Annotated in this window: 23 protein-coding genes and 1 riboswitch; of the genes, 8 read left to right on the forward strand and 15 right to left on the reverse strand. The window is 62.3% G+C overall.

The genetic code is table 11. From position 1 onward, the window contains the following. The first annotated feature begins 23 nt into the window (after positions 1–23). The 4 genes from thrC (at position 24) to GGR20_RS14320 (ending at position 6,422) form a co-directional block, all read left to right on the forward strand. Entirely contained in the window at positions 24–1,415 is a 1,392-nt protein-coding gene (gene thrC, locus GGR20_RS14305; protein WP_183312055.1) for a threonine synthase, read from the forward strand. A gap of 50 nt (positions 1,416–1,465) precedes the next feature. Next, the gene (locus GGR20_RS14310; RefSeq protein ID WP_183312056.1) at positions 1,466–2,728 is read left to right on the forward strand and encodes an insulinase family protein; all 1,263 of its coding nucleotides are present in this window, start codon (positions 1,466–1,468) and stop codon (positions 2,726–2,728) included. Between the two features lie 4 nt (positions 2,729–2,732). Beyond that, a complete protein-coding gene (locus tag GGR20_RS14315) occupies positions 2,733–3,362 on the forward strand; it encodes a GNAT family N-acetyltransferase (RefSeq protein ID WP_183312057.1) in 630 nt (209 codons plus the stop codon). Positions 3,363–3,542: 180 nt separating this feature from the next. Next, complete coding sequence (locus GGR20_RS14320; protein WP_183312058.1) at positions 3,543–6,422, forward strand: EAL domain-containing protein; 2,880 nt, start codon at positions 3,543–3,545, stop codon at positions 6,420–6,422. A gap of 24 nt (positions 6,423–6,446) precedes the next feature. Here GGR20_RS14320 and GGR20_RS14325 read toward each other — a convergent pair whose 3' ends face one another. Further along, entirely contained in the window at positions 6,447–7,022 is a 576-nt protein-coding gene (locus tag GGR20_RS14325) for a YqgE/AlgH family protein (RefSeq protein WP_183312059.1), read from the reverse strand. A gap of 142 nt (positions 7,023–7,164) precedes the next feature. Between GGR20_RS14325 and GGR20_RS14330 the strand changes: the two genes are divergently transcribed. The 3 genes from GGR20_RS14330 to GGR20_RS14340 all read left to right on the forward strand — a co-directional run bounded on the left by GGR20_RS14330 (position 7,165) and on the right by GGR20_RS14340 (position 9,173). Beyond that, positions 7,165–7,977: a protein-disulfide reductase DsbD domain-containing protein gene (locus GGR20_RS14330; RefSeq protein WP_183312060.1), complete on the forward strand. Its 813-nt coding sequence runs from the start codon at positions 7,165–7,167 to the stop codon at positions 7,975–7,977. A 97-nt stretch (positions 7,978–8,074) separates the two neighbouring features. Beyond that, positions 8,075–8,566, forward strand: coding sequence for a peroxiredoxin family protein (locus GGR20_RS14335; protein WP_183312061.1), 492 nt, complete (start codon positions 8,075–8,077; stop codon positions 8,564–8,566). A 28-nt stretch (positions 8,567–8,594) separates the two neighbouring features. Further along, positions 8,595–9,173, forward strand: coding sequence for a hypothetical protein (locus GGR20_RS14340; RefSeq protein WP_183312062.1), 579 nt, complete (start codon positions 8,595–8,597; stop codon positions 9,171–9,173). Positions 9,174–9,295: 122 nt separating this feature from the next. Here GGR20_RS14340 and gcvPB read toward each other — a convergent pair whose 3' ends face one another. The 12 genes from gcvPB to GGR20_RS14400 all read right to left on the reverse strand — a co-directional run bounded on the left by gcvPB (position 9,296) and on the right by GGR20_RS14400 (position 21,898). Then, entirely contained in the window at positions 9,296–10,834 is a 1,539-nt protein-coding gene (gene gcvPB, locus GGR20_RS14345) for an aminomethyl-transferring glycine dehydrogenase subunit GcvPB (protein WP_183312150.1), read from the reverse strand. A 2-nt stretch (positions 10,835–10,836) separates the two neighbouring features. Beyond that, positions 10,837–12,180, reverse strand: a complete 1,344-nt coding sequence (gcvPA, locus tag GGR20_RS14350; RefSeq protein WP_183312063.1) for an aminomethyl-transferring glycine dehydrogenase subunit GcvPA — start codon at positions 12,178–12,180, stop codon at positions 10,837–10,839. A 15-nt stretch (positions 12,181–12,195) separates the two neighbouring features. After that, positions 12,196–12,561 (reverse strand): glycine cleavage system protein GcvH, encoded by a 366-nt coding sequence (gene gcvH, locus GGR20_RS14355; protein WP_183312064.1) that lies wholly within the window; start codon positions 12,559–12,561, stop codon positions 12,196–12,198. A 10-nt stretch (positions 12,562–12,571) separates the two neighbouring features. Continuing rightward, positions 12,572–13,732 carry a glycine cleavage system aminomethyltransferase GcvT gene (gene gcvT, locus GGR20_RS14360; protein ID WP_183312065.1) on the reverse strand — a complete coding sequence of 387 codons (1,161 nt, stop codon included), beginning with the start codon at positions 13,730–13,732 and terminating at the stop codon, positions 12,572–12,574. A gap of 147 nt (positions 13,733–13,879) precedes the next feature. Beyond that, a riboswitch (glycine riboswitch) is annotated at positions 13,880–13,966 on the reverse strand. A gap of 149 nt (positions 13,967–14,115) precedes the next feature. Further along, entirely contained in the window at positions 14,116–14,604 is a 489-nt protein-coding gene (locus GGR20_RS14365) for a F0F1 ATP synthase subunit B family protein (RefSeq protein WP_183312066.1), read from the reverse strand. A gap of 5 nt (positions 14,605–14,609) precedes the next feature. Beyond that, positions 14,610–15,260, reverse strand: a complete 651-nt coding sequence (locus GGR20_RS14370; protein ID WP_183312067.1) for a F0F1 ATP synthase subunit B family protein — start codon at positions 15,258–15,260, stop codon at positions 14,610–14,612. 105 nt (positions 15,261–15,365) lie between these two features. Next, a complete protein-coding gene (locus GGR20_RS14375; RefSeq protein ID WP_067459640.1) occupies positions 15,366–15,593 on the reverse strand; it encodes a F0F1 ATP synthase subunit C in 228 nt (75 codons plus the stop codon). Positions 15,594–15,652: 59 nt separating this feature from the next. Then, on the reverse strand, positions 15,653–16,432 hold the full coding sequence (locus GGR20_RS14380) for a F0F1 ATP synthase subunit A (protein ID WP_104891797.1): 780 nt from the start codon (positions 16,430–16,432) through the stop codon (positions 15,653–15,655). An 18-nt stretch (positions 16,433–16,450) separates the two neighbouring features. After that, on the reverse strand, positions 16,451–16,846 hold the full coding sequence (locus GGR20_RS14385) for an AtpZ/AtpI family protein (RefSeq protein WP_183312068.1): 396 nt from the start codon (positions 16,844–16,846) through the stop codon (positions 16,451–16,453). A 255-nt stretch (positions 16,847–17,101) separates the two neighbouring features. Then, positions 17,102–20,557, reverse strand: a complete 3,456-nt coding sequence (locus GGR20_RS14390; protein WP_183312069.1) for an AAA family ATPase — start codon at positions 20,555–20,557, stop codon at positions 17,102–17,104. A 24-nt stretch (positions 20,558–20,581) separates the two neighbouring features. Continuing rightward, positions 20,582–21,289 carry a thioredoxin domain-containing protein gene (locus GGR20_RS14395; RefSeq protein WP_183312070.1) on the reverse strand — a complete coding sequence of 236 codons (708 nt, stop codon included), beginning with the start codon at positions 21,287–21,289 and terminating at the stop codon, positions 20,582–20,584. 93 nt (positions 21,290–21,382) lie between these two features. After that, complete coding sequence (locus tag GGR20_RS14400) at positions 21,383–21,898, reverse strand: DUF721 domain-containing protein (RefSeq protein ID WP_183312071.1); 516 nt, start codon at positions 21,896–21,898, stop codon at positions 21,383–21,385. A 45-nt stretch (positions 21,899–21,943) separates the two neighbouring features. On the opposite strand from GGR20_RS14400, the gene GGR20_RS14405 reads away from it, so the two are divergent. Beyond that, entirely contained in the window at positions 21,944–22,996 is a 1,053-nt protein-coding gene (locus GGR20_RS14405; RefSeq protein ID WP_183312072.1) for an A/G-specific adenine glycosylase, read from the forward strand. On the opposite strand, the gene GGR20_RS14410 is transcribed toward GGR20_RS14405, so the two are convergent. Next, on the reverse strand, positions 22,989–23,480 hold the full coding sequence (locus tag GGR20_RS14410; protein ID WP_183312073.1) for a GNAT family N-acetyltransferase: 492 nt from the start codon (positions 23,478–23,480) through the stop codon (positions 22,989–22,991). The two genes, GGR20_RS14405 and GGR20_RS14410, sit on opposite strands and share 8 nt — an antisense overlap. Positions 23,481–23,587: 107 nt before the next feature. Continuing rightward, entirely contained in the window at positions 23,588–24,724 is a 1,137-nt protein-coding gene (locus GGR20_RS14415; protein ID WP_183312074.1) for a site-specific DNA-methyltransferase, read from the reverse strand. Positions 24,725–24,781: the final 57 nt, after the last annotated feature.

Consider the following 24,781-nt stretch of genomic DNA (forward strand, 5'->3'; position numbering starts at 1 on the left):
TTCTAGAAGGGCTCTTCCCCCCGATGCAGTTTGTTTCCACGCGCGGCCAAGCGCCGGCGCTCGGCTTCTCCGACGCAGTTCTTGCCGGTCTTGCCGCTGATGGCGGCCTTTATGTTCCGGCTAGCTGGCCCCAGATCGGCGCCGATGAGATCGCCGATTTTGCCGGTAAGCCCTATGCCGACGTCGCCTATGCTGTCATCTCGCGCTTTACTGGCGACGAAATTCCGGCCGACAAACTCAAGGCCATCATCGACGCCGCCTATGCCAGCTTTCGCCATCCTTCGGTTGCGCCGCTGGTCGAATTGGAACCCGGTCATTTCGTGCTTGAGCTGTTCCATGGGCCGACGCTGGCCTTCAAGGACGTGGCTATGCAGTTCCTCAGCCGGGTGATGGACCACATCCTGGCCGAACGGGGGCTGCGCGCCACTATTGTTGGGGCCACTTCGGGCGATACTGGTTCGGCCGCCATCGAGGCCTTCCGCGGGCGCGACACCACCGACATCTTCATCCTGCACCCCAAGGGGCGCACCTCTGAGGTGCAGCGCCGGCAGATGACCACGGTGCTGGACGACAATGTCCACAATATTGCGCTCGAGGGCACGTTTGACGACTGCCAGGACGCGGTAAAGGCCATGTTCAACAATCACGCCTTCCGCGACCGGGTGCGCCTGTCCGGCGTCAATTCGATCAACTGGGGCCGGATCGTCGCGCAGATCGTCTATTATTTCACGGCGGCCGTTTCCCTTGGCGCGCCGCAGCGCAAGGTCAGCTTCACCGTCCCAACCGGCAATTTCGGCGACATTTTTGCTGGCTATTGCGCACGGCAGATGGGGTTGCCGATCGAGAAGCTGGTGATTGCCACCAACGCCAATGATATCCTGAAACGCACGCTCGACAGCGGGCGCTACGAGATGGCAGGCGTTGCGCCCACCATCAGCCCTTCGATGGATATCCAGATCTCGTCCAATTTCGAGCGCCTGCTGTTTGAAAGCGTGGGGCGCGAAGCAGATCAGGTGAATCGCATGATGGCCGGGCTCAAGCAGTCGCGCGGCTTCGATCTGCCCGAAACGGCTCTTGCCGCCATTCGCCGCGACTTTGCCGCCGGCAAGACTGACGAGATCGCAACCCGCAAGGTGATTGCTGACACCCATAAGGCTTCGGCCTATCTGCTCGATCCGCATACGGCGGTCGGAGTCGGGGTAGCGCGCGATCAGGCGCAAAGCCAAGTTCCCATGATCACGCTGGCAACAGCGCATCCGGCCAAGTTTCCCGCCGCGGTAGCTGAGGCATCGGGCATCGAGCCTGCTCTGCCCGACTGGCTGGGCGATCTCTACGAACGGCCCGAACGGGTCACGGTGCTGGACAATGACCAGCGCCAGATTGAAGACTTCATCGCGGCCCGCAGCCGCGCCTGAACGACACGGAAGAGCCGCGGTCGTTTGGCCGCCGGTTCAGGAGGACCAGTGTGAGCGTACGATCGACGACCCTCAAAAACGGCATGGTGGTGCTCACCGATAATATGCCCCACCTCGAAAGTGCCTCCCTGGGCGTCTGGGTAAAGGCCGGGGCGCGGTCCGAGCGCAAAACCGAGCATGGCATCTCGCATCTGCTCGAACACATGGCCTTCAAGGGTACCGGCTCTCGGACCTCGCTCGAAATCGCCGAAGCGATCGAAAATGTGGGTGGTGATCTCAACGCTGCGACCTCCATCGAGCATACCGGCTACTTTGCCCGCGTTCTCAAAGACGACGTCGTCCTGGCCGCCGATATCCTGGCGGACATTCTGCAGAATTCGACCCTCGACGAGGGCGAGCTGGCGCGCGAAAAGCAGGTGATCGTGCAGGAGATCGGGGCGGCACGCGACAATCCGGACGATCACGTGTTCGACCTGTTCCAGGAAGCGGCATATCCTACTCAGCCCATCGGCCGCACAATTCTGGGCACGGTGGATTCGGTCCGCCAGTTCAATCCTGACACCATCCGCAAATATATGCGCCGCAACTATGTGGGGGACCGCATGGTGATTGCGGCTGCCGGCAATGTCGATCACGACGGTCTTGTACGGGTGGCCGAGCAACGCTTCGCGGAACTGGTTCCCAATGGCGCCCCCGATCCGCAGCGAGCCGAGTATCAGGGTGGTGAGGAACGACTGATCTCAGACCACGAGCAGGCCCACATCGTTCTCGGCTTTGAGGGGCGTGCGTATAATTCGGACGGGTTTTATGCCGCACAGGTGCTGGCCTCCATCCTTGGCGGGGGCATGAGCTCGCGCCTGTTCCAGGAAATCCGCGAAAGGCGGGGCCTTTGCTATTCTGTCTACTCCTTCCACTGGGCCTTTGCCGATAGCGGCGTGTTCGGCGTTGCGGCAGCCACGGGAGAGGATGAGGTGGCTGAACTCATGCCGGTGGTGACCGACGAATTGCGCCGGGCCACCGAGACCATCAGCGATGAGGAAGTGGTGCGCGTGCGCAACCAGATCCGGGCCGGGCTGCTGATGTCACTCGAGAGCCCGTCCGCTCGCGCCGGACAGCTTGCTCGCCAGCAAATTCTTTGGGGTCGCCCCATCGAGATGCACGAGACGGTCGAGCGCATCAACCGCATCACCGCCCAGCGGGTGCGGGACGTGGCCGAGCAGATCTTCACCTCGGGCACCCCGACGCTCGCCGGTATCGGACCGATCAGCCGCCTCGCCGATGTCGAAAGCATCGGCGGTACGCTCAAGCGCTGACCCCATGTTCTGGCCCTGGTCCTCGCCGGCGCCTCTGGTCACCCTGCACGGGCAACGCGTCTTGCTGCGCTTGCCGCAAATGCGCGACTATGAGGCCTGGCACAAGCTGCGCCGCGACAGCCAGGCGTTTCTCCGTCCCTATGAACCGCGCTGGACCGAGCTTGACCTGGCACGCCGCGTCTATGCCATGCGCGTCCGACGCGCCCGGCAGGAGGTGGAAGAAGGGACAGACTACACCTTCTTCATCTTTGTAAACGAGGGGCGGCGTGAGCAGTTGGTGGGCGGGATCACGCTCTCAAATATTCGCCGCCGCGCCGCCCAGTTCGTCAGCCTGGGCTACTGGATGGGGCAGAACCATGCCGGCAAGGGGCTGATGACCGAGGCTGTGGGCGTGGTCGTGCCGTTCATTTTCGAAGCGCTCGACCTGCATCGCATCCATGCCGCCTTTCTGCCCCACAATATCGCCTCCCGGCGCGTATTGGAAAAGAATGGCTTTGTCGAAGAAGGCTTCGCCAAAAACTATCTGCAGATCAATGGGCGTTGGGAAGATCACGTATTGATGGGGCTGACGCGAGAGCGCTGGGAATTGGCGCGGCTGGGCCAGCGCCACATCGATCAGTCTCGCTTCGCCTGACACAAATCCCTGTGTGTTGCGCGCCGGCAACAGGCAAGGACGCTTGTCGCAAGCGTCAATCTCTCGTACCAAGTGAACGCTCCGCTGGAGGATCGAGAAGACAAGGGCTTGTCCGCACCGCACACGCTGTCACCGGACTGCCGCCATAAAGAAGCCTAGCGCCGGATTTAACTGCTTTTGATGCGTCATTTTCTTGCATTCGCGTTCTGTCTAGCGTTCGCGCTGTTCGGCCTCACGCCCGCCAAGGGCTTCGAGGTCATCTCCGTTCCCGAGGATGTCAACGCCGTCAATCTCTCCGACGTGGTGGAAATCGTGGCCGGCCAGGGTGGGCGCGTGCAATTGTCCACTGCGCCTGACGCCGACGGCATTATTCGCCGCATCGAAGTGCTGGCCAGTGACCCGGAGACCAACCCCTATTTTGCGTTGATCGCGCTGCGCAATGACAGCGACCAGCAAATCCAGCGCCTGCTTGTGGCCCCCTTTTTCCGGCTGCCGGGTTCGGGCGTCTTTCAGCCCGATCTGGGAGAAAACCGCGTCAACGCTATCACCCCCAGCGCCGGCATTCGCCCCGAGCGCCAGCCCGATCCGGAAGCCGATGTCTTCGAGGTGACGCTGGACCCCGGTGCCACCATGACCGTGGTTGTCGAGCTGGCTTCAAACGATCTGGCCGAGTTCTATCTTTGGGAACCGAACGCCTATCGCGATTATATCAATGCCTTCACCTTGTTCCGTGGTGTGGTGCTGGGCGTGGCTGCACTCGCATCGGTGTTTCTGACCATCATGTTCGTGGTCAAGGGACGGGGCGTGTTTCCGGCCACGGCAGCCTTTGCCTGGGCCGTGCTGGCCTATCTGCTGATCGATTTCGGCCTGTTGGGACGCATTCTGGGTTTGTCGGCCAATGGCATGCAACCCTGGCGCGCAGCGGCCGAGGCAGGCATAGCCACCACTCTGGCCGGTTTCCTCTTCATCTATCTCAACCTGCACCGCTGGCATCTGCGGTTCATTCACCTGGCCTTGGGGCTGGCCGCGCTGTTTCTGGCGCTGTTTCTGTTCGCGTTCTTCCAGCCTGCCATTGCGGCAACCATTTCCCGGCTGGTGCTGGCCCTTTTGGGAATCTCCGGCTTCTTCCTGATACTGCTCCTGGCCCTGCGCGGCTATGACCGCGCCGTGCTGCTGGTGCCGACCTGGATTATCTACATCGCCTGGCTGTTTTATGCCTGGCTGGTGATCTCGGGACAGGTGACCAATGACGTCGCCCAGCCGGCCGTGGGCGGTGGCCTGGTCCTGATCGTCATGCTGCTTGGCTTCACCGCCGTTCAGCACGCCTTCTCGGAAGGTCAGGTGTCGATCGGCACGCTGAGCGAGGTCGAGCGCCGGGCGCTGGCCCTGACCGGTTCAGGCGATTTCGTCTTTGACTGGAATATCGAGCGCGACCGAGTCACGGTCAGTGACGAGTTGACCACGCGACTGGGCGAAAAGCGCGGCGCGCTGCGCGGGGCCATCAAGCGTTGGCTCGACCGGGTGCATCCAGATGATCGCGACCGCTTCCGCACGGCATTCGACACGCTGGTCGAATTGCGGCGCGGCAAGGTGTCCGCCGACATGCGGGTGGCCGGCCATGATGGCAATTACCGAAACTTCCGCATGCGGGTAAAACCGGTGCTGGGCGGGGACGGCCAAGTCAACCGCATTGTCGGGACGCTGCAGGATGTCACCGAGGATCGCGCGGCGCGCGAGCGCCTGCTGCATGACGCGGTGCATGACAGCCTGACCGGCCTGCCCAATCGCCAGCTCTTCCTCGACCGGCTGGAGCGCTCGCTGGTGCGTGCTCGCACCCCCGGGGGCACCAAGCCGGCCGTATTCCTGATTGATATCGATCGCTTCATGGAGCTTGAGGAACGCATCGGGCACTCGGCGGCGGATTCGGTGCTGCTCGCCATATCGCGCCGCATTGCCCGTATCATGCGGCCGCTCGACACGGTGGCACGCATCGGCGGGGACCAGTATGCCGTGATTCTGGCCTCCGAGCAGGCAGCGGCGAAGATTGCCGAGACCGCCGAGCAGATCCGCAAGGCGCTTAAGGCGCCGTTCAATTTCGGTGACCGTGACCTGATGCTGACGGCCTCGATCGGCGTCACCATCTATGACAGCAATCCCTCCACCGCTGCCGATGTGCTGCGCGACGCGGAGTTGGCGATGTATTACGCCAAGCGGCTGGGCGGCGACCGGATCGAGGCTTATCGTGCCTCGGCCCGCTCGATTGCCTCCTATAGCAAGGCCAGCGAAGAAGACCTGGAGCGTGGGCTGAAACAAGGGGAGCTGCATGTGCAGTTCCAGCCCGTGATGGATATCCAGTCCGGCCAAATCGCCGGGGCAGAGGCGTTGATGCGCTGGAACCATCCGACACGGGGCCTCGTGACCCCCGACGAGTTCGTGCCGCTGGCCGAGCGTTCGGGCCAGATCGAAAAGCTCGGGCGGCTGGCCTTCGAGCAGTCAGCCGCACAAGCCAAGGACTGGCTGACCACAATCGGCCTGCCCGAAGAATTCTTTATCTCGGTCAATCTCTCACCAACCCAATTGGCGACCGACACCCTGCTGACCGATATGCGCAATCTGGTGGCGCAGGATCGGGATCTGGCCAGCCATCTCAAGCTCGAGATCACCGAGAGCCAAGTGATGACCAATCCCGAGCACTCCGCCTATATGCTTGAGGCGCTGCGCAGCATGGGCCTGGGGCTGGCGCTCGATGATTTTGGCACGGGGCACTCATCCCTGAGCTATCTGCACCGCTTCCCCTTCGACACCATAAAGATCCCGGCACCCTTCGTACGCATGGGCAGCGAAACCGGCATTGCCCATACCCAGGGGCCGATCATTCGCGCGATTGTGGCCCTGGCCAACGATCTCGATCTGATGGTGATTGCCGAGGGCGTCGAAAGTCTCGATGAGATCGAACGCCTGCGCCAGCACAATTGTCGCTATGCCCAGGGCTTTGCCTTTGGCTCGGCAGTTGTGGGGGCCGAACTGGGCAAAAAACTGGCTGCGCAGATGGGTAAATGAGCGTACCGCGCCCAGCGCGGGGAATTACCCGTGCCCGGCCTCAGTACTCAATGTGGCCCGCGTGATATTGAGGCTCGCAAGAGCCTCGTCGTAGCGGCGCTCTACCGGCACCTCGAACAGCAAGTCGCGCTGAAACGGAACGGTCAGCCAACCATTGGCGCTGATCTCGTCTTCCAATTGTCCCGGTGACCAGCCACAGCATCCCAGAGCAAACAAGGCCGCCTGAGGCGCCGGGCCGAAGGCCATAGCCTTGAGAATATCGAGCGTGGCGGTCAAGCCGATTTCCTCGGTGATCTTATATGTGTTGCCGCTATTGTAATCGCCCGAATGCAGCACGAAACCACGGCCTTTTTCGACCGGTCCGCCGCGCATCACCGCACGGTCGCGAATGTCATCGGGCAGGCGGATGACCGCGTCCGGATCGCCTAGGTCCAGCTCATCCAGAATATCGGCGAAACGCAAATTGGCCAGTTCATGATTGACCACGAGACCCATGGCGCCCTCTTCACCGTGACCCACGATCAAGATCACGCTCTCGGCGAAGCGCTCATCGGCCATGTCGGGCATGGCGACCAGGAATTGACCTTCAAGTGATTTCATGGACCCAATTGTAGGCCCCGGGTTTCCGCCTGCCAAGCGCACGCCCCGTCACATCCTTCACGAAGGCCTGATGCGGCGCTATCTGGCTGTTCATGCTTACCTGCGCTAATGGCATGTCATGCGAATTTCCATCGCTCTTTTTATGTCTGCCGGCCTTGCCTGCCTGCCCATCCAGGCAGGTGAAACGGCGTGGCAGGAAATCGCGCCCGGTGTGGCCGTGCGGCTGATCAGCGCGGGCGCGCCGGATGCCTCCGGCAAAGCGCTGTTTGCGCTCGAAATCGACATGCCGGAGGACACCAAGACCTATTGGCGCGTGCCGGGGGAGACCGGCCTTCCGCTGGAGCTCGACTTCAGCGGGTCAAGGGGCGTGACGCTCATGGGCCAGCACTGGCCTCTGCCCCAGCGCGAACTGGTCGCCGGCTATCTCGACTATGTCTATTACGGTCATACCGTGTTGCCGCTCGAACTGGCTATAAATGGCGAGACTGCTCTGGTTGATATCGAGGCGACCCTTGGCGTGTGCTCGGACATCTGCGTGCCGGCTCAGGCGCGCCTGACCCTGCCGGTAACAGAATTGACTCCCGACCGCGCCAACGCCTTGCGGATAGATCAGGCCATGGCCGATGTGCCCATCGCTTGGGATGGCGCCACTCAGCCGATAGGGGCGGCGATGCTTCTGCCCGATGCTGGCACCATCGCCGTGGAAATCGATCCAGACATTGTCAATCCTTCCAGTCTGATTGCTGCTACCGACCTGAACGGCCCCCTGTTCGGGGCGCCGCAAAAAAGCCCGCAAGGCAATCTAGTGCTGCTTCCCATCCTGGGCAAAAGCGACAATAGTGCTCTGGATGGCATGGAGGTAGAGTTTTCCTTCATGTCGCCGAGGGGTGCCTTTCAGGTCAGCCGGACGCTGGAAACCGGCTCTGATGCGGATGTGGACGAATTGGTCGATTAGGCCAATGGCCTTGTGTCGGTGGCCAATGCCGCATATCGCAGGTGCAAGCGTAATGGAGTAGGGCGGCCCGGCCGCCAGTTATGGGGCAAATCCACTGATGATCGAACGCGGCAATCCGGTCCCGTCCGTTGGGACCAAGCTTGTGACGGCGGACGGTGTGCAAGACACCACCAGTGACGCGGTGCTGGGACAGGGGACAGCTGTGCTGTTTACCGTGCCAGGCGCCTTCACTCCGACCTGTCACGTCAACCATCTGCCCGGCTTTGTGACCAATGCCGCCAAGTTGCGCGCCGCCGGTGTCGACCGCATCATTTGCGCCGCCACCAATGACCACCATGTGGTCAAGGCATGGGCCGAAGCGACCCAGGCGCTCGATGACATTATCTTTCTCGCCGACGGCAATGGCGCCCTCGCCAAGGCTCTCGGCCTTGAAAAGGATATGAGCGGCTCCGGCATGGGGACGCGTTTTGCCCGCGCCGCACTGATCGCTCGCGACGGTATGGTCGATGCTGTCTTCGTGGAAGACGCGCCCGGCGTGACGGCCAGCGGTGCACCCGCTATTCTCATGGCTCTCGAAGCCGTTGCATAGTCGCCAGGAGCCAAGCAAGACAATGACCATGACCCTGACGTCCACCCTGCGTTTTTCCGCCCTTGGCGGGCTTGCCGTGCTGTTGGCCGGCTGCTCCATGGGCTCCATGTTCGGCGGCGGCACCGCCTCGAACACCAATCTGCAAAACGCTGCTGCGACCCCTGAGGCTGTCGCTCAGGCCCAGACCAGCGCACTGCCGGTCATCGCGACGGAATGCCCGCCCATCAAGGTGCGGCGTGGTGGCGAGGCCATGTATTATTATGGCGGCGGCCGCGTGGGTGACGCCAAAGCCCTGCAATATCAGGGCGTCATCGACGAGACCTCGCGCAATTGCGTGGTGTCGAACGGTCAGATTACCGTCAATATGGGCGTCACCGGGCGCGTGCTGCTGGGACCTGCGGGATCCCAGTCAACGGTCAACGCGCCGATCCGGTTCGCCGTCGAGCGTGATGGACAGGCGATCTTCTCGGAAAAGTACACGCTGAGCGTGCCGCTGACACCCCCAAGCCAGACCGCCGAATTCGTCAAGGTGGTCGAGAATGTCACCATTCCCTACCTGGGTGGTGAATCCATCACCATCTGGGTCGGTTTCGACACCAGGGGCTGAGAGCCGTCCCTGAAGGCAGAACTTTTCGGTGGAGAGAGCTGAGGCGAAGAGGCGCTGTACGCGAATGGCAGGCAGTCTCCCCCAAGAATGAATAGGCCCGGAGCGTGCTCCGGGCCTTTCTTTCACTCCGCGGCCTGCGGCAGATCCTCCGGGCGCTCCCATTTGAGAATGGGCTGGCGGGCGGCGCGGGTTTCATCCAGCCGCCGGCGCGGTGCTTTCATCGGCGCAGCGATGAACCGCTCGGCATTGCCGGATTTTGCATCCGTGGCCAGCTCCGCCATCACGTCGCAGAAGCGATCCAGCGTCTGCTTGCTTTCGCTTTCGGTGGGCTCGATTAGCATGGCGCCATGCACGACCAGCGGGAAATACATGGTCATGGGGTGGAAACCCTCATCGATCAGCGCCTTGGCGAAATCGAGCGTGGAGACATCCGTACCCTTGAGGAAGCTGTCGTCGAACAGCGCCTCATGCATGGTGGGATAGTCGGGGAAGGGCACCGAGAACACATGCTCAAGCCGCGCCTTGACGTAATTGGCGTTGAGGACGGCATCCTCTGCGGCCTGGGCGAGGCCGTCGGCGCCGTGGCTGAGCATATAGGTGAGCGCGCGGACATACATGCCCATCTGGCCGTGGAAGGCCGTGATACGGCCCAGAGCCTCGCCCTCGATATGCTCGACCAGCTCCAGTCCCTTTTCGCCCTTGCGGACGAAAGGGACAGGTGCAAAAGGCGCCAGCGCTTCGGACAACACCACCGGGCCCGCACCCGGCCCACCGCCGCCATGCGGGGTGGAGAAGGTCTTGTGCAGGTTGATGTGCATTGCATCGATGCCCAAGTCGCCCGGCCGTACCACGCCCATGATGGCGTTAAAGTTGGCGCCGTCGCAGTAGAAGAACGCCCCAGCATCATGCACGGCCTGGGCAATCTCGATCACCTGCGGCTCGAAAAGGCCGCAGGTATTGGGGTTGGTCAGCATGATCGCCGCGACGTCGGGGGAAAGGGCATCCTTGACCGCCTGCACATCAACCGTGCCGTCATCGCGGGCCGGGATCGGCTTGACGCTATAGCCGAGGAAGGCGGCGGTGGCCGGATTGGTGCCATGGGCGCTTTCCGGGACGAGGACTATCCTGCGATGCGCTTCGTTCTTGGCCTCCTGCGCCGCCTTGATCGCCATCATGCCGAGCAGTTCGCCATGCGCGCCGGCCTTGGGCGAAAGGGCCACTGCGGCGGTGTTGGTCAGCGTCATCAGCCAGTGCGAAAGCTGGTTCATCAGCTCCAGTGCCCCCTGCACAGTCGAGGCCGGCTGCAGCGGGTGAATATCGGCGAAGCCGGGGAGACGCGCCATCTTCTCGTTGAGCCGCGGATTGTGCTTCATGGTGCACGAGCCCAGCGGATACATGCCGCTGTCGATCGAGTGATTTAGGCGCGACAGGCGCACATAATGGCGCATCGCTTCCGGCTCGGTTAGCCCGGCCAGGTCTAGCTTGGTGTTTCGGCCAAAACCGCCGAGTCGATCCGTGGCGAGCTTTACCTCGGGCAGGTCGACGCCGGAGTGTTCGGTATCCCCGATTTCGAACAGTAGCGGTTCGTCCGGCAGCAATGCCGATCCTGAAGCGCCCGTGCCCGCGGTGCCGATGCCGGTTGGACGGCCCTGATTGTTCATGCTCACGCCAGTTCCTCCGTCAACGCTGCGCAAAGCGCGGCGATATCCGCATCGGTGGTCAACTCGGTTGCTGCTAGTATCAGGAGGTTGTCTACCTCCGGATCTTCGGGCAACAGGCGGCTTGCGGGAACACCGGCCAGGATGCCGCGTTGGGCGAGGCGCTCGACCAGACCAGCAGCAGGCTGGGGAACACGAATGGTCATCTCGTTAAAGAAAGTTTCGTTGAGCACGGTGACGCCGGGGACGCCCTCAAGGGCATCGGCCAGGCGGATCGCAGTGGCATGGTTGAGCCGGGCAAGACGCACAAAGCCAGCTTCACCCAGAAGACCCATATGGATCGAGAACGCCAAGGCGCACAGGCCCGAATTGGTGCAGATATTGCTCGTCGCCTTTTCGCGGCGAATATGCTGCTCCCGGGTCGACAGAGTAAGCACGAAGCCGCGATTGCCGTCGGCATCGACCGTTTCGCCGCAGATCCGGCCCGGCATCTGGCGGATGAATTCCTTACGCGTGGCCATGAGGCCCAGATAGGGGCCACCGAAATTGAGCGCATTGCCAATGGACTGGCCTTCGGCCACCACAATGTCCGCACCCAAGGCGCCCGGCGCTTCAAGCAGGCCCAGTGAAACCACCTCGGTGACCACCACGATCAGCAGCGCGCCCTGGGCGTGGGCTGCCTCCGTTGCGCTCTTGAGGTCACGCAAATGGCCGTAGAAATCCGGAGTTTGGACGACGATGGCGGCGGTGGTGTCGTCGATATGCTCGAGAATGTCGCCCTGGCCCTCCGGGGAGGGTGAGAGGCAGACGAGGTCCGCATCGTCCTTGAGATAGGATTTGACCACGTCCCGGTAATGCGGATGCAGACCCCCTGAAAGGACAATCTTGCTGCGACGGGTCAGGCGGCGGGCCATCAGAACCGCCTCGGCAGTGCCGGTCGAGCCGTCGTAGAGTGAGGCGTTCGCCACATCCATTCCGGTGATCTTGGCCACCTGCGTCTGGAATTCGAACAGCATCTGCAGCGTGCCCTGCGAGATCTCGGGCTGATAGGGCGTGTAGGCCGTCAGCCATTCAGAGCGCTGGATCAGATGGTCGACAGTGGCCGGCACATGATGACGATAGGCGCCGGCGCCGACAAAGAACGGGCCGTCGCCGCCTGCCTGGTTCTTGTTGGCGAGCGCGCGCATATGCGCCTCGACCACGAATTCAGGGCTGTGGTCGGGCAGGTCTAGCTTGAACGATTTAAGTGCCGTTTTCGGCACGGCGGAAAACAGCGCCTCAATATCGGCGGCGCCGATAATGCCGAGCATCTCGGCGCGCTCATGGGCGGAGTGGGGGAGGTAGCGCATGGACGTCCGGTATTGTTAGAGGGTCAGTTCGGCATAGCCGTCGGCATCGAGCAGTTTGTCGAGTTCGCCGACATCGCTGATCTCGATCTTGAACATCCAACCGCCAGCTTCCGGGTCAGCATTGACCAGCCCCGGCTCGCCATTGAGCGCGTCATTGACCGCGGTGATGGTGCCCGAGACCGGGGCATAGATCTCTGAAGCGGCCTTTACTGATTCCACGACTGCGGCTTCGTCCCCCTTCTTGAGCACTTTGCCCACTTCGGGGAGCTCAACAAAGACGATGTCGCCCAATTGCTCCTGGGCGTAATTGGTGATGCCGACAGTGCCGGTGGTGGCTTCAACGCGGATATATTCGTGATCGGGGGTGAATTTGGTGGTCATGGCAGGTGCCTCAGACTGACTTGCGGAAATAACGATGGGGAACGAAGGGCGTGGGCACGACTTCGGCCGCCTGCGCGCGGCCGCGCACCGAGACCTGGAGTTGCGTGCCAATGGCAGTGTGGCCGGGGGGAACAAAACCAAGGGCAATCGCCTTGCCGAGCGATGGGGCGAAACCGCCGCTGGTTACCACGCCAATGGCCGTGCCCGAAGCGTCGAGAATTTCAGCGCCTTCACGGGCTGGGGCGCCCTGAACGAACAGTCCAACCCGCTTGCGAGTGAGCTGGCCATCGCGCTCGGCGAGTATGCGGGGCGCGCCGGGAAAGTCCGCGGACTCGCGGCGACGCTTGGACACGGCAAAACCCAGACCGGCTTCGATCGGGGAGACGGTTTCGTCCAGGTCATGGCCATAGAGTGGCAAACCAGCTTCCAGGCGCAGGCTGTCGCGGGCACCCAGACCGATCGGCTTCACGCGTGGATCAGCCAGCAATTCGTCCCATAGACGGGGCGCGTTTCCGGATGAGCAGAGGATTTCGAAGCCATCTTCACCGGTATAGCCGGAGCGTGAAATGATGAGTTCCTCGTCGTTCCATTGGAATGCACCAAACTGCATGAAACCAAGTTCGACGACGCCTGGCACCAGGGCAGCGAGCACGCCGACGGCTTCGGGCCCCTGGAGCGCCAGCAGTGCATTGCCATCGACGCGCTGAAGATCCGCCTTCTCTCCCGCAGCTTTCGCCAGAAGTGCAAAGTCGGCTTCCTTGGTACCGGCATTGACCACGATGTAGAGGGCGCCGGGGAAGCTGGGCGAACGGGCCACCATGAGGTCGTCAAGGGCGCCGCCGTTTTCGTTCAGCAATAAAGTGTAGCGAACCTGACCCGGTTTGAGGCCGGCAATGTCACCGCAAATCAGCGGTTCGATCAGCGCGGCGACGGCGGTATGATCGGTCTGGGCATCGCCGCTGCGATCCTTGAGGGTGAAAAAGCTCGGGCCCATATGGCTGACATCGAACAGACCGGCCTGTTCGCGGGTCCATTTGTGCTCGGCCATGATGCCGGTGGGATACTGCACTGGCAGGGCATAACCGCCGAACGGCACGATCCGGCCACCGGCAGCCACATGACGCTCGTAGAGCGGAGTACGCAAAATATCTTCGGAACTGGCTTCAGCCATGGGCACCACTCGGGTTCAAAGGCGACACGTCAAGGCTCCGCTGCAAAGCGGAAATACGTGCCCCCTCTGTCCTTGCCCTGAGAGATTTCCCGGCTGAGCGCCGGTTGCTCCTTCGGAGAGGCGATTAAGCCTGCTTTCCAGAGTGTTGACCCAACTGCGGTCCGTTGGCCTGAGAGTTTCCGGGGCGGTTGCTCCTTCGGCGCCGGCGATGCCGGTCTCTCCCGCAGTTGTCGGCACCATGGTGGAGATTCACCGGGGCGTCAATCACCACTTCTTCCATCTCGCGCAAGGGGGAGTTGGGAGGGACTGGCTGCCGTCGGTCACATCAAACAAAAAAAGCGGGCATCGCTGCCCGCCTTTAAATCTGTCAGACCGGATTGGTCCTAATTGAGCCGGCTGCCGACATCGGCGATGGCCGCGTCGACGACCTTGCCGCCATTCTTGTTCATCTCGTCGGAGAGAACGCTGCGGGCAGCTTCGATGGCGATGTCTGCGGAGCGGGCCCGCACTTCGGCAATCGCCTGGGCTTCGGCCTGGGCGATCTTGTCTTCCACCGCAGCAGTGCGACGGGCAACCAGATCCGCCAGCGATGCCTGGGCTTCCACGGTCAGGCGCTCGGCCTCTTCCTTGGCAGCGGCAACAATGCCTTCGGCTTCCTTTTCGGCCGCGACGCGCTTCTGCTCATATTCAACGAGCAGGGCAGCGGCTTCCTCGCGCAAGCGCTTGGCTTCGGCGATGTCGGTTTCGATCTGCTTGATCTTCCCATCGAGCATCTTGGCGATGATCCCCGGCACGCCGAAGAACACCATCAGCCCGAGGAAAACCACCAGGCCGACCATGGCAAAGAAGCTGTTATCCAACCATTCTGGCATCAGACTTACCCCTTAACCTTGGCCACGGCAGCGCGAACGCTGTCGGCTGGAACATCGCCGACGATCTGGCCAACCACGGCCTGAGCCGTTTCAGCAGCAATCTCGTCGACATGGGTGAGCGCCTCGGCCTTGGTCTTGGCGATGCTGGCTTCGGCGGCACTGACCTTGGCGGAAAGATCAGCCTCGGCGGCAGCACGCTTGGTGCTCAGATCAGCCTGAATGGCTTCGCGCGTTTCGTTGGCAATGCCCTGAGCCTTGGCCTTGGCTTCCGCCAGGGCCTTTTCATAGGCGGCGATAGCAGCATCGGTCTTCTGGCGGTCCGCATCGGCAGCCGCCAGATCGGTGTCGATCAGCGTCTTGCGGTTGTCCAGAATGCCGCCAATGCGGGGCAGGGCCAGCTTGCTCATCAGCAGATAGAGCGCGCCAAAGGTAATGGCGAGCCAGAGAAGCTGGCTGGGGAAAGTGGCCGGGTCGAAAGGCGGGAATACGTCCGAATGGCCGGCATCGCCGTGCGCTTCGGTTGTGGCATGCGTGTCTGCGGTCGGATCGGCGTGAACGCCGTCCTCGACATGCACGGCATCAGCGGCGCCCGCGGCTTCTGCGCCGTGGTCGTCTGCTGGGGTTTCCGCTTCTTGAGCGTAGGCTTGCGTTACCATCTGGTGGAGGTCCCGTTAAATCCGGTCAACCGGCCGGGAGGCCGGAGAAGGGAACGCAGCCGAACGAATGTGTCCGGCTGCGGCAATCTTGGTGTAGTCGCGCTATTAGGCGACGAACAGCAGGATCAGGGCAACCAGGAACGAAAAGATGCCCAGAGCTTCGGTCACGGCGAAGCCGAAGATCAGGTTACCGAACTGGCTCGGAGCAGCCGACGGGTTGCGCAGAGCACCCGAGAGGAAGTTGCCGAAGATGTTGGCCACGCCCAGGGCGGCACCAGCCATACCGAAGGTGGCAATACCGGCACCGATGAACTTTGCGGCTTCAGCTTCCATTTTAATGTCCTTTCAAGCGACTTTTGGGTTCCGGTGGGTCATCCACCGGGAATGGGTGGTTAGTGGGACGGGTGGATCGCGTCGTTGAGATACATGCAGGTCAGGACCGCGAAGACATAGGCCTGGACTGCACCGACGAGAAACTCGAGGCCCGTAAGGGCGATTGCCATCAGCATGGGCAGGATAGCGGCGGCCCAGCCGAAAGCGCCAAGGCCCGCAATCATCATGACCGCAAAGCCGGTAAAGACTTTGAGGGTGATGTGGCCGGCAAGAATATTGCCGAACAGACGAACCGAGAGGCTGATGGGACGCGAGAGGAACGAAATGACCTCGATCGGCGTCACAATGGGGAGAATATAGCCCGGCACACCGGCCGGCACGAAGAGCTTGAGGAACTTCGGACCGTTCTTGACGAAGCCGTAGATGATGACGGTGAGAAACACCAGCATCGACAGAGCAAAGGTGATGATGATGTGGCTGGTGACGGTGAAGAAATACGGCACCATGCCGAACATGTTCGCCGCAAAAATGAAGGTGAACAGGCTGAAGACCAGCGGGAAGAACTTCATGCCGGCGGTGCCGGCGGAGCTTCGGACCATGCCCGCCACAAACTCGTATAAGAGCTCGGCAGTGAGCTGGGCCCGTGTTGGAACGAGCTTCTTGCCGGAGGTGGTCAGCAAAAGGAACAAGGCGATTGTGGCTACCGTCAGCACCATGAACAGGGCTGAATTGGTGAAGGCAAACGTCGTTCCCGACCCTTCAGTGCCGTCACCACCAACGGTGAACAACTCGAAGATGTCATAGATGACAAACTGGTGGATCGGGTCAGTACCGGCCATGGAGCCCTCTAAGCGTCATCAATTCTCAATCCGCTCTTCGTCTTCCGCCTCGGGGCCAAGATCGGCACCCTTGGGGGCAGGCGAGACGGCATTCATTTCCGCCACCACTCGGATGACGTTCAGGATTCCAGCGGCAAAGCCCATCAACAGCAGGATGAGCAAGCCCCAGGGGCTGGTTCCCAGGCCAAGGTCGATGAGGTAGCCGAGACCGGCGCCCACCAGAACCGCGGCGATGAATTCGGTGCCGATGCGCATGCCGCGCGCCATACCGCTCATCTCCGGGGAAGCATCTCGAGCGGATCTATTGTCCTCCCGGTCGCGCTCCCGCTTGGCAGAGGCGATACGCGATGCAAGATCGTGCGTCACCCCCTGGGCGCTGTCTGATCGGCCCTGGTCGTCTGGCGAACTGGTCATCCGCTGCTCCCTTGGCCGGTCATTCTCCGGAAAATCCGGACGCCCTTTTAAGTCGCGCGCAACATAGTGGTGGCCCCAATTGGTGTCAAGGCGCGCGAGGCTTGGGTAAGTAATTGTTTTAACAAGAAGATTTGGTGTGAGGCGGGGGTGCGGCATGCTGTCCACGCCGCGATGATGGCAGAGTCAGGGCAGGGTGAGGAGAATCTGCGCCCGATCGCATCCACCAGGCGGCGCGAAGTACGGCCCATTGGCACATCAGCTGGCTTCCCGGAAGCTCTCTGCCGTCGTCAGATCGACCGACACGAGTTGCGATACGCCGCGTTCGGCCATGGTCACGCCGAACAGGCGGTCCACCCGGCTCATGGTGATCGGATTGTGGGTGATGACCATGAAGCGGGTATTGGTGCGCTGGCGCATCGAATCGAGCAAATTGCAGAAGCGCTCGACATTGGCGTCGTCGAGCGGCGCGTCGACTTCGTCGAGCACGCAAATCGGCGCTGGATTGGTCAGGAACACCGCAAAGATCAGGCTCATTGCGGTCAGCGCCTGTTCGCCGCCCGAAAGCAGCGTCATGGTCTGCGGCTTCTTGCCCGGCGGGCGGGCGATGATCTCCAGACCCGCTTCAAGCGGATCATCGCTTTCCACAAAACTCAGTTCGGCCGTGCCGCCGCCGAAAAGGGTGGTGAACAGCTCCTGGAAATGCGCATTGACCTTGCCAAAAGCATCGTTGAGGCGCGCCCGACCTTCGCGGTTGAGCGCGGCAATGCCGCCACGCAGCTTGGCGATGGCCTCGATGATGTCGTCTCGGTCGCGCACCATGGTGTCCAACTTGTCCTGGACCTCCACGGCTTCCTTTTCGGCCGACAGATTGACCCCGCCCAGTCGCTCGCGCTCAGACTTTAGCCGGTCGAGCTTCTGCTCGGTCGCTTGCTCATTAGGCAGCGCCTCCTCGGGCCGTATGCCTGAGGCTTCCAGTGTTTTCGACGCTGGAATGCCCAGCGATTCCTCGACCTGGCGTTCGATCTGCTGGCGCTGAGCAATGGCGCCTTTCAGCCGCTCCTCGATGCGGGTCAGCTCGATGCGAACCGCGTTGAGCCTGTCACCTGCGCCCTTGAGCGTCTTTTCAGCGTCACGCCAGGTGAGTTGGGCCGCGCTTAGGCGGTCGCCGGCGGCCTTGTGATCGACCTGCGCGGTTTCGATCTGGTCATCCAGTTGGGCCTTGCGGCTTTCGAAGCCCTCCGGCGCTTCGGCGAGATTCGTGAGCTGGGCCCGTGTCTCGGCCAAACGCTCGTCGAGCGTGGCCAATTGCGCTTGCGCGCCATCGCGGCGGCGCTGCCAGGCAACGCTGTCCCGCTTGAGCTGGTCAAGCCGTGCCGTTCGCATGCGCGCCGCCGATTCCACCGTGCTGAGCTTAAGTCGAGCTTGATCGGCCGCCTCGCGCAAGGCTGAGAGCTTTTGCTGGCCAGCTGCTGCGGCGGCGGCCATTTCAGCTTCGTCGCCAGCTTCGGCCAGAGAGGTCTCGGCCTCCGCCAGCATGGTTTCAGCCTCGGTGACGCTGGCGGCAAGCCGGGCCTGCGCCTCTTCGAGGGTCGAGCGGCGTGTGGCGAGGTCGCCCATCGCGCGTTGCGCCTTGTCGAGTTCTGCCTGGGCGGCGCCGATGGCATGCTGGGCCTTGCGCCAGTCTTCGCGGCGGCCGCGTTCATTCTGGCGAGCCGTGTCGAGCGCGGCCACCAGGGCATCAACATCCCGGCGCCAGCTATTGCGCTCGCCCTTGGCGCGCATGATTTCCTCGTCGAGTTCGGCGAGGCGATTGCGTTGGGCCAGCCGCTGGGCGGCGGCGCTCGGGGCGTCGGCGGCTGCAACGAAACCGTCCCAGCGCCACAGTGCGCCCTCCAGCGTCACCAGTCGCTGGCCTGGCTTGAGCGCCTTCATCAACGCCGGACCATCGACCGCATCGACGAGGCCGATCTGGTCAAGCCGACGCTTGAGCAATTCGGTGCCGGCAACATGGCGCGACAGCGGTTCGGCACCCTGCGGCAAGGCCGGGTCATCATTGCCATCAATGGCGATGGACCAGTGCACCGGCGCCCCGGCATCCGACGAGGCTTCAAGATCGTCGCCCAGTGCGGCGCCCAGCGCGGTCTCATAGCCCGGCTCGACCGAAAGTTCATCAACAACGGCGGGCCAAAGGCTCGCATCGGTATTGAGCATCTTGCCCAGCGTTGAGGCCTCCGTCTCAAGTCGGGTGACCAGCGCGTCGAGTTCGGACAGCCGCGGCCGGGCCGCGTCGAGCTTGCCCTGAGCAGCGCCGGAAGCCTCCTCGGCAGCGAGCGCCGCGGTCTCTGCCGTCGCGGCGGCCGACTGTGCTGATTCCAGCGCCGAGCGACGAGCTGCAAGCGTTTCATCAGCCTCGAGGGCGGCAATGACCCTGGCCTGGTCGGCTTCGACTTCGGCCAGTTGTTGTGCCAGCCGGGCGCGGCGATTGCGGGCATCGCTCAGATTGCGTTCGGCCTGGACGCGGCTGGCGCGCATTTGCGCCAAAGCCTCGGCAGCCTCCCGAGAGCTGACGTCTGCTTCAGCAACGGCAGCTTTTGCCGCCTCGGCTTCCGCGCGCGCTGAGTCGAATTCGGCCTGCGCAGCCTGCTGTTCAGCGCTGAGTTGCGTCTGCTCCTGCGCATAAGCGGCCAGAGTAGCCTCAGCCTCACCGACCAGTTCGCGTTCGCGGGTGCCGTCTGCCGTGATCTGCCGCAGCCGGTCTTCGAGCTCGGCCCGGCGCTGGCCCATGCGGCGCGCTTCCTCGGCCAATTGTTCGCGCAGAATGGTGTAGCGCTGCAAGACGGCCCCGGTGACCGCTTCACGCTCGCGCAGTGGCGTCAGCGCGGCCTCCGCCGTTTCAACGGATTTTTGTGCGTCGAGTTCGGCATGGGTCGCATCCGCCAATTGCCGGATCAGCACGGCCTGGTTGGCTTCGTTTTCCTTTTCTGCAGCGCGTGTGGCCACCCAGCGAATGTGAAACAAGCTCGCTTCGGCACGGCGAATGTCGCCCGAGAGGCCACGATAGCGATTGGCCAGCCGGGCCTGGCGCTTGAGGGTTTCAAGCTGGCTTTCCACCTGGGCGATAACGTCATCGACCCGTTCGAGATTGCCTTCGGCGGCGCGCAGCCGCAATTCGGCTTCGTGGCGGCGGGAGTGCAGGCCCGAAATGCCGGCGGCCTCTTCGAGCAGGGCGCGGCGGGCTGTGGGTTTTGCCGCAATCAGCTCGCCAATCTGCCCCTGTCGCACCATAGCGGGGGAATGGGCGCCGGTGGAGGCGTCGGCAAACAGCAATTGCACGTCGCGGGCCCGCACTTCCTTGCCGTTGACGCGATAGACCGACCCGGACTCGCGCTCGATGCGGCGCGTGACTTCAAGCACGTCGGCAGTGTTGAGAACGGCAGGCGCTGTGCGGTCGGAATTGTCGAGAACGAGGGTGACTTCGGCGCTGTTGCGCGCGGGACGATTGCCGGAGCCCGAAAAGATGACATCGTCCATGCCTGACGCGCGCATCGCCTTGTATGAGCTTTCGCCCATCACCCAGCGCATGGCCTCGACCAGATTGGACTTACCGCAGCCATTAGGCCCGACAATGCCGGTCAGGCCAGGCTCCATGACAAGCACGGTTTCATCGGAAAAGGATTTGAAGCCATGCAGCTTGAGGCGGGAGAACTTCATGCGTTCACCCGCCTCAAGGCGGTATTAGTTGGCAGGCGCCATCGCGTCGTCTGCCGACTCTGCAGCAGCGGGCGCAACGAAATCGGCGGGCACAAGCGGGTCGATCTCGGCAGCGAGCTGCTCGAGCGTCTTGCCTCCCGAAAGCGTCTTGCCATTGACATAGAAGGTTGGTGTCCCCGTCAGCCCGAACTCATCCAGTGCCTGCTCGCGCTGGGCTTCGATCCCGGCGAACACCTCTTGATTCGTCAAGGCGGCCGAGAAGCTTTCCTCTGTAAAACCGAGCTGCTGGGCCACCGTGTAGATGGCGTCGCGCGGCTTGTCGGACATGCCCCATTCGTTCAGGGTCTTGAAATAGGTGGCGATCACGTTGTGATAGTTGTCTTCGCCAGCTGCCTCGGCGAGCAGGAATATGGCGGCGTCCAGTGCATTGCGGGCGAATGGCCGCAGGATGAACTTGACCTTGCCGGTGTCGATATACTGCTCTTTGAAGGGCTCGTAGGTCGTATTGTGAAAGGAAGCACAATGCGGGCAGGTGGGCGATGCGTACTCGATGACTGTGACCGGCGCATCAGGATTGCCTTCGACCTTGTCCGTGAGGCCGCCTGCCGGCGCCATCAAAGCCGCCTGATCGACGATGTCGCCCTCCGCAGCGTGGGATGCCGAGATGCCCGCAAAGCTCACCGCGGAAGCGGCAGCGGCCAGGATGATTGTTTCGCGGCGGTTGAATTTCACGTCTCAGGCTCCTGAATATTTTTCGTTGGGCGACACTACACACAGGGATGGTGTCGGCAAGTGGGCACGCTCATCACTTGGGGGTGAACAGTCTTACTGGTTCTTCATGGGCGACCTGCGCGAGAGCGCCAGACCCAGGGTCCTTAACGCTTCCCGCAGATCGTCATCTTCGACCATCTCGGTCGCCTTGCCGACCTTTGCGAGTTCGCTCTGGCTCGGTTGATACGGCTTTTGCGCCTTTAGGCCTGAACCGGGGGTGAATGGCGCGGCCGACAATCTGACATCATTGACCAGTACATAACCGAAATAGCGATTAACTGCGGCAGCGATAGCCGGCGCTTCGTGCTGGGCAAACAGCGCCTGCCCCGGCGCGCAACGCAAATAGAGCGTGGCGCCCTCGGCTCCATGATTGCTGCGCGGCCAACTTAGTTTGTCCGGAAGGGTGGTCTGGTCGAAGGGCGGGGGGGCAATGTGGCGCCACTGGGCGATGATGTCGCGCCCGGCAAAGCCACGTTTTTTCAGCACCGGATCGAGCGCGCCCGAAAGCGCGTCGGAAACCGACAGCGTCTTGTTGCGGCGTTTGGGTTCGGGCAGTTCGTCTTTTGCCATCCCTGTGCAGTAGCGCTATGCGAGGCAAAACGCTATCCCTCGACCATGCCCCTCGCCAACCCCCATCCCATCGATTCTACATCCGTGCTCGCCTGGTATGATAGCCATGCCCGCGAACTGCCCTGGCGGGTCGCGCCATCGGATCGGCGCCAGGGTGTGCGGCCCGACCCCTACCGGGTGTGGTTGAGCGAAGTGATGTTGCAGCAGACCACGGTGGCGGCGGTGAAGGCCTATTTTGTGCGCTTCACCACGCTCTGGCCGACGGTGCTGGATCTGGCCGCCACCCCGCTCGAAAGCGTGCTGCGCGAGTGGGCGGGACTTGGCTATTACGCCAGGGCGCGCAATCTGCATGCTTGTGCGAAAGCGGTCGTGGCTGAGCATGGCGGCGCCTTCCCCGATAGCGCCGCCGGCCTGCAGAGCCTGCCCGGCATCGGCCCCTATACCAGCGCCGCCATCGCCGCGATCTGCTTTGATGAACGCGTTGCCGTGCTCGACGGCAATCTCGATCGGGTGCTGGCGCGCTACTATGCGCTCGAAGTGCCGGTGCGCGATGCCAAGGAGGCATTGCGCGGCGCCCTGCAACTGGCCGTGCCCGAGCGGGCCGGGGATTTTGCACAGGCCATGATGGATCTGGGCGCCACCATCTGCGCCCCGCGCGCCGCCATGTGTCTGGTCTGCCCCTTGCACAATGACTGCGAAGCCCGGCGACAGGGCGAGCCGACGCGCTATCCGATCAAGCCCGTCAAGACAGAGCGCCCGGTTCGCAAGGGCCATGCCTTTGTGATGCGCGACGCGGCTGGCGATGTTTACCTGCAATCCCGCCCGCCCAAGGGCCTGCTCGCTGGCATGACCGAGGTGCCGACCTCGGACTGGAGCGATGATTTGGGAGAACCGAACTTCCCAGCTGAAGGCGATTGGCGCCGACATGAACAGGTGGTCCATGTGTTCACCCATTTCCGGCTGGAGCTGGAAGTGTGGTCGGCCCAGGTGGCGCCCGATGGTCTCGATGCCGGGTGGTGGGCGCCGACAAAGGCCCTCAAGGGCGAGGCGCTGCCGACTTTGTTCCGCAAGGTGCTGGCGGAAGCCGGGTTCAGCTGAGCAGTAGACCCATCATCACGATATCGTCGTAAACGCCATCGCGCAGCAGTGCCTGGCGGCGGCGGCCCTCAAGGGCGAAGCCGACCTTTTCATAGAGCGCAATGGCCGGGGTGTTGGAGGCATAGACATCCAGCTCCACCCGTTCGAAGTGGCCGCGTGCGGCGTTGAGCGTCGCAGTCACAAGCTTGGTACCGATTCCCATGCCGCGATGGTCGGCAACAACCCCCATGCCGAGACCGCCACAGTGCTCTGAATCTTGCTCGCTGCTACGGCAAATATCGCACCAACCCACGATTGCCTCCCCATCGGCAGCAACGAATTGCGGATTGCCGCTCTCAAGATTGCTGGCGATAAATTGCAGTGAGCGTGCCAGCGGCGGCGCTTCGGTCAGGCGTAGATACCGACGTTCACGGGCGACGCTGTCGAGTGCGGCGTGGAATCCCCCTGCATCGTCCAGGTTTATCGGGCGGACGGTGATGTTCATCGCTCCGGGCTACAGCGCGGACGCACGGAAGGCAACGGCCAACAAAAAGGCCGCCGGGGCAAACCGGCGGCCAGTTTTAGAGCCTGAGGATAGATTGGAGGTCAGGATCAGGCAGAAAGCAAATCAAGTTTTTGACGAATGTCGGCGCGAAGTGTGTCGATTGGCTCCATTCGTCCGGATTGTTCGTGGTGCCAGAAGGTCCACCCGTTGCATGACTCAGACCCCTGGACCAGCGCGCCGACCCTGTGGATCGACCCCTGGTGTGGACCCGAGACGAGCGAGCCGTCTGCACGAACCATGGCCCAGTAACGTCGCTTGGCATCGAAAAGTTGCGTACCCACTTCGAGGACGCCCTGTTCGACCAGCGAACCGAAGGGAATGCGGGTTTCCTTGCGCTTGGGCGTCACCGATTGCAGCGCCTCAAATACGCCGGGCCGGATGGTCGCGATGCGCTGGCGGGCGCCCGCGATATAATCGGGCTCTCGCTCGATGCCGATAAAGTGACGACCCAGCTTGCGGGCGACCGCGCCGGTGGTGCCGGTGCCAAAGAACGGGTCGAGCACGATATCGCCGGGCTTGGTGGTGGCGTTGAGAATGCGGAACAGCAGCGCTTCGGGCTTTTGCGTCGGATGCAACTTGCCGTCGTCCTCGTCCTTGAGGCGCTCCGATCCGGTGCAGATTGGGAACAGCCAGTCGCTCCGCATCTGCGTATCGTCATTGGCCAGCTTCATGGCCTCATAGTTGAAGGTAACGCGGCTCTTCTGGCTTTTTGCGGCCCAAATCAGCGTTTCATGCGCATTGGTAAAGCGCGTGCCGCGGAAATTGGGCATCGGATTGGCCTTGCGCCAGATCACGTCGTTGAGCATCCAGAAGCCCAGATCCTGCAACGCCGCGCCAACGCGGAATATGTTGTGATAGGAGCCAATCACCCACATCGCGCCATCGGGCTTGAGCAGCCTTTTGGCGGCCGCCATCCAGGCGCGGGTGAACTGGTCGTAATGGGCGAAACTTTCGAACTTGTCCCAATCGTCATCGACCGCATCGACCTTGGATTGGTCGGGGCGAGTCAGACCCTGCTCGAGTTGCAGGTTATATGGAGGATCTGCGAAAATCAGATCGACGGAGCCGGCCGGCAAACTATTCATGTGGTCGATGCAATCGCCCACAAGGATAGTGTCGATCGGCAGGCGTGTGGCCTGCCTTTCCGCATCGGCCTTTTTGGCCGTACGCGCGGTACGCAACATACACTTAACCCTAACGCAGTACTAACAAGACCGTTATAGGGCAGCGAGGTTAATGGA

This window comes from Devosia subaequoris (genome assembly GCF_014197055.1).
GTDB lineage: Bacteria > Pseudomonadota > Alphaproteobacteria > Rhizobiales > Devosiaceae > Devosia > Devosia subaequoris.

Excerpts from the sequence above, each read along its gene's own strand:
- thrC (WP_183312055.1), top strand. The coding sequence starts at position 24 with ATGCAGTTTGTTTCCACGCGCGGCCAAGCGCCGGCGCTCGGCTTCTCC.
- GGR20_RS14315 (WP_183312057.1), top strand. The coding sequence starts at position 2,733 with ATGTTCTGGCCCTGGTCCTCGCCGGCGCCTCTGGTCACCCTGCACGGG.
- GGR20_RS14320 (WP_183312058.1), top strand. The coding sequence starts at position 3,543 with ATGCGTCATTTTCTTGCATTCGCGTTCTGTCTAGCGTTCGCGCTGTTC.
- GGR20_RS14325 (WP_183312059.1), bottom strand. The coding sequence starts at position 7,022 with ATGAAATCACTTGAAGGTCAATTCCTGGTCGCCATGCCCGACATGGCC.
- GGR20_RS14330 (WP_183312060.1), top strand. The coding sequence starts at position 7,165 with ATGTCTGCCGGCCTTGCCTGCCTGCCCATCCAGGCAGGTGAAACGGCG.
- GGR20_RS14335 (WP_183312061.1), top strand. The coding sequence starts at position 8,075 with ATGATCGAACGCGGCAATCCGGTCCCGTCCGTTGGGACCAAGCTTGTG.
- GGR20_RS14340 (WP_183312062.1), top strand. The coding sequence starts at position 8,595 with ATGACCCTGACGTCCACCCTGCGTTTTTCCGCCCTTGGCGGGCTTGCC.
- gcvPB (WP_183312150.1), bottom strand. The coding sequence starts at position 10,834 with ATGAACAATCAGGGCCGTCCAACCGGCATCGGCACCGCGGGCACGGGC.
- gcvPA (WP_183312063.1), bottom strand. The coding sequence starts at position 12,180 with ATGCGCTACCTCCCCCACTCCGCCCATGAGCGCGCCGAGATGCTCGGC.
- gcvH (WP_183312064.1), bottom strand. The coding sequence starts at position 12,561 with ATGACCACCAAATTCACCCCCGATCACGAATATATCCGCGTTGAAGCC.
- gcvT (WP_183312065.1), bottom strand. The coding sequence starts at position 13,732 with ATGGCTGAAGCCAGTTCCGAAGATATTTTGCGTACTCCGCTCTACGAG.
- GGR20_RS14365 (WP_183312066.1), bottom strand. The coding sequence starts at position 14,604 with ATGCCAGAATGGTTGGATAACAGCTTCTTTGCCATGGTCGGCCTGGTG.
- GGR20_RS14370 (WP_183312067.1), bottom strand. The coding sequence starts at position 15,260 with ATGGTAACGCAAGCCTACGCTCAAGAAGCGGAAACCCCAGCAGACGAC.
- GGR20_RS14375 (WP_067459640.1), bottom strand. The coding sequence starts at position 15,593 with ATGGAAGCTGAAGCCGCAAAGTTCATCGGTGCCGGTATTGCCACCTTC.
- GGR20_RS14380 (WP_104891797.1), bottom strand. The coding sequence starts at position 16,432 with ATGGCCGGTACTGACCCGATCCACCAGTTTGTCATCTATGACATCTTC.
- GGR20_RS14385 (WP_183312068.1), bottom strand. The coding sequence starts at position 16,846 with ATGACCAGTTCGCCAGACGACCAGGGCCGATCAGACAGCGCCCAGGGG.
- GGR20_RS14390 (WP_183312069.1), bottom strand. The coding sequence starts at position 20,557 with ATGAAGTTCTCCCGCCTCAAGCTGCATGGCTTCAAATCCTTTTCCGAT.
- GGR20_RS14400 (WP_183312071.1), bottom strand. The coding sequence starts at position 21,898 with ATGGCAAAAGACGAACTGCCCGAACCCAAACGCCGCAACAAGACGCTG.
- GGR20_RS14405 (WP_183312072.1), top strand. The coding sequence starts at position 21,944 with ATGCCCCTCGCCAACCCCCATCCCATCGATTCTACATCCGTGCTCGCC.
- GGR20_RS14410 (WP_183312073.1), bottom strand. The coding sequence starts at position 23,480 with ATGAACATCACCGTCCGCCCGATAAACCTGGACGATGCAGGGGGATTC.
- GGR20_RS14415 (WP_183312074.1), bottom strand. The coding sequence starts at position 24,724 with ATGTTGCGTACCGCGCGTACGGCCAAAAAGGCCGATGCGGAAAGGCAG.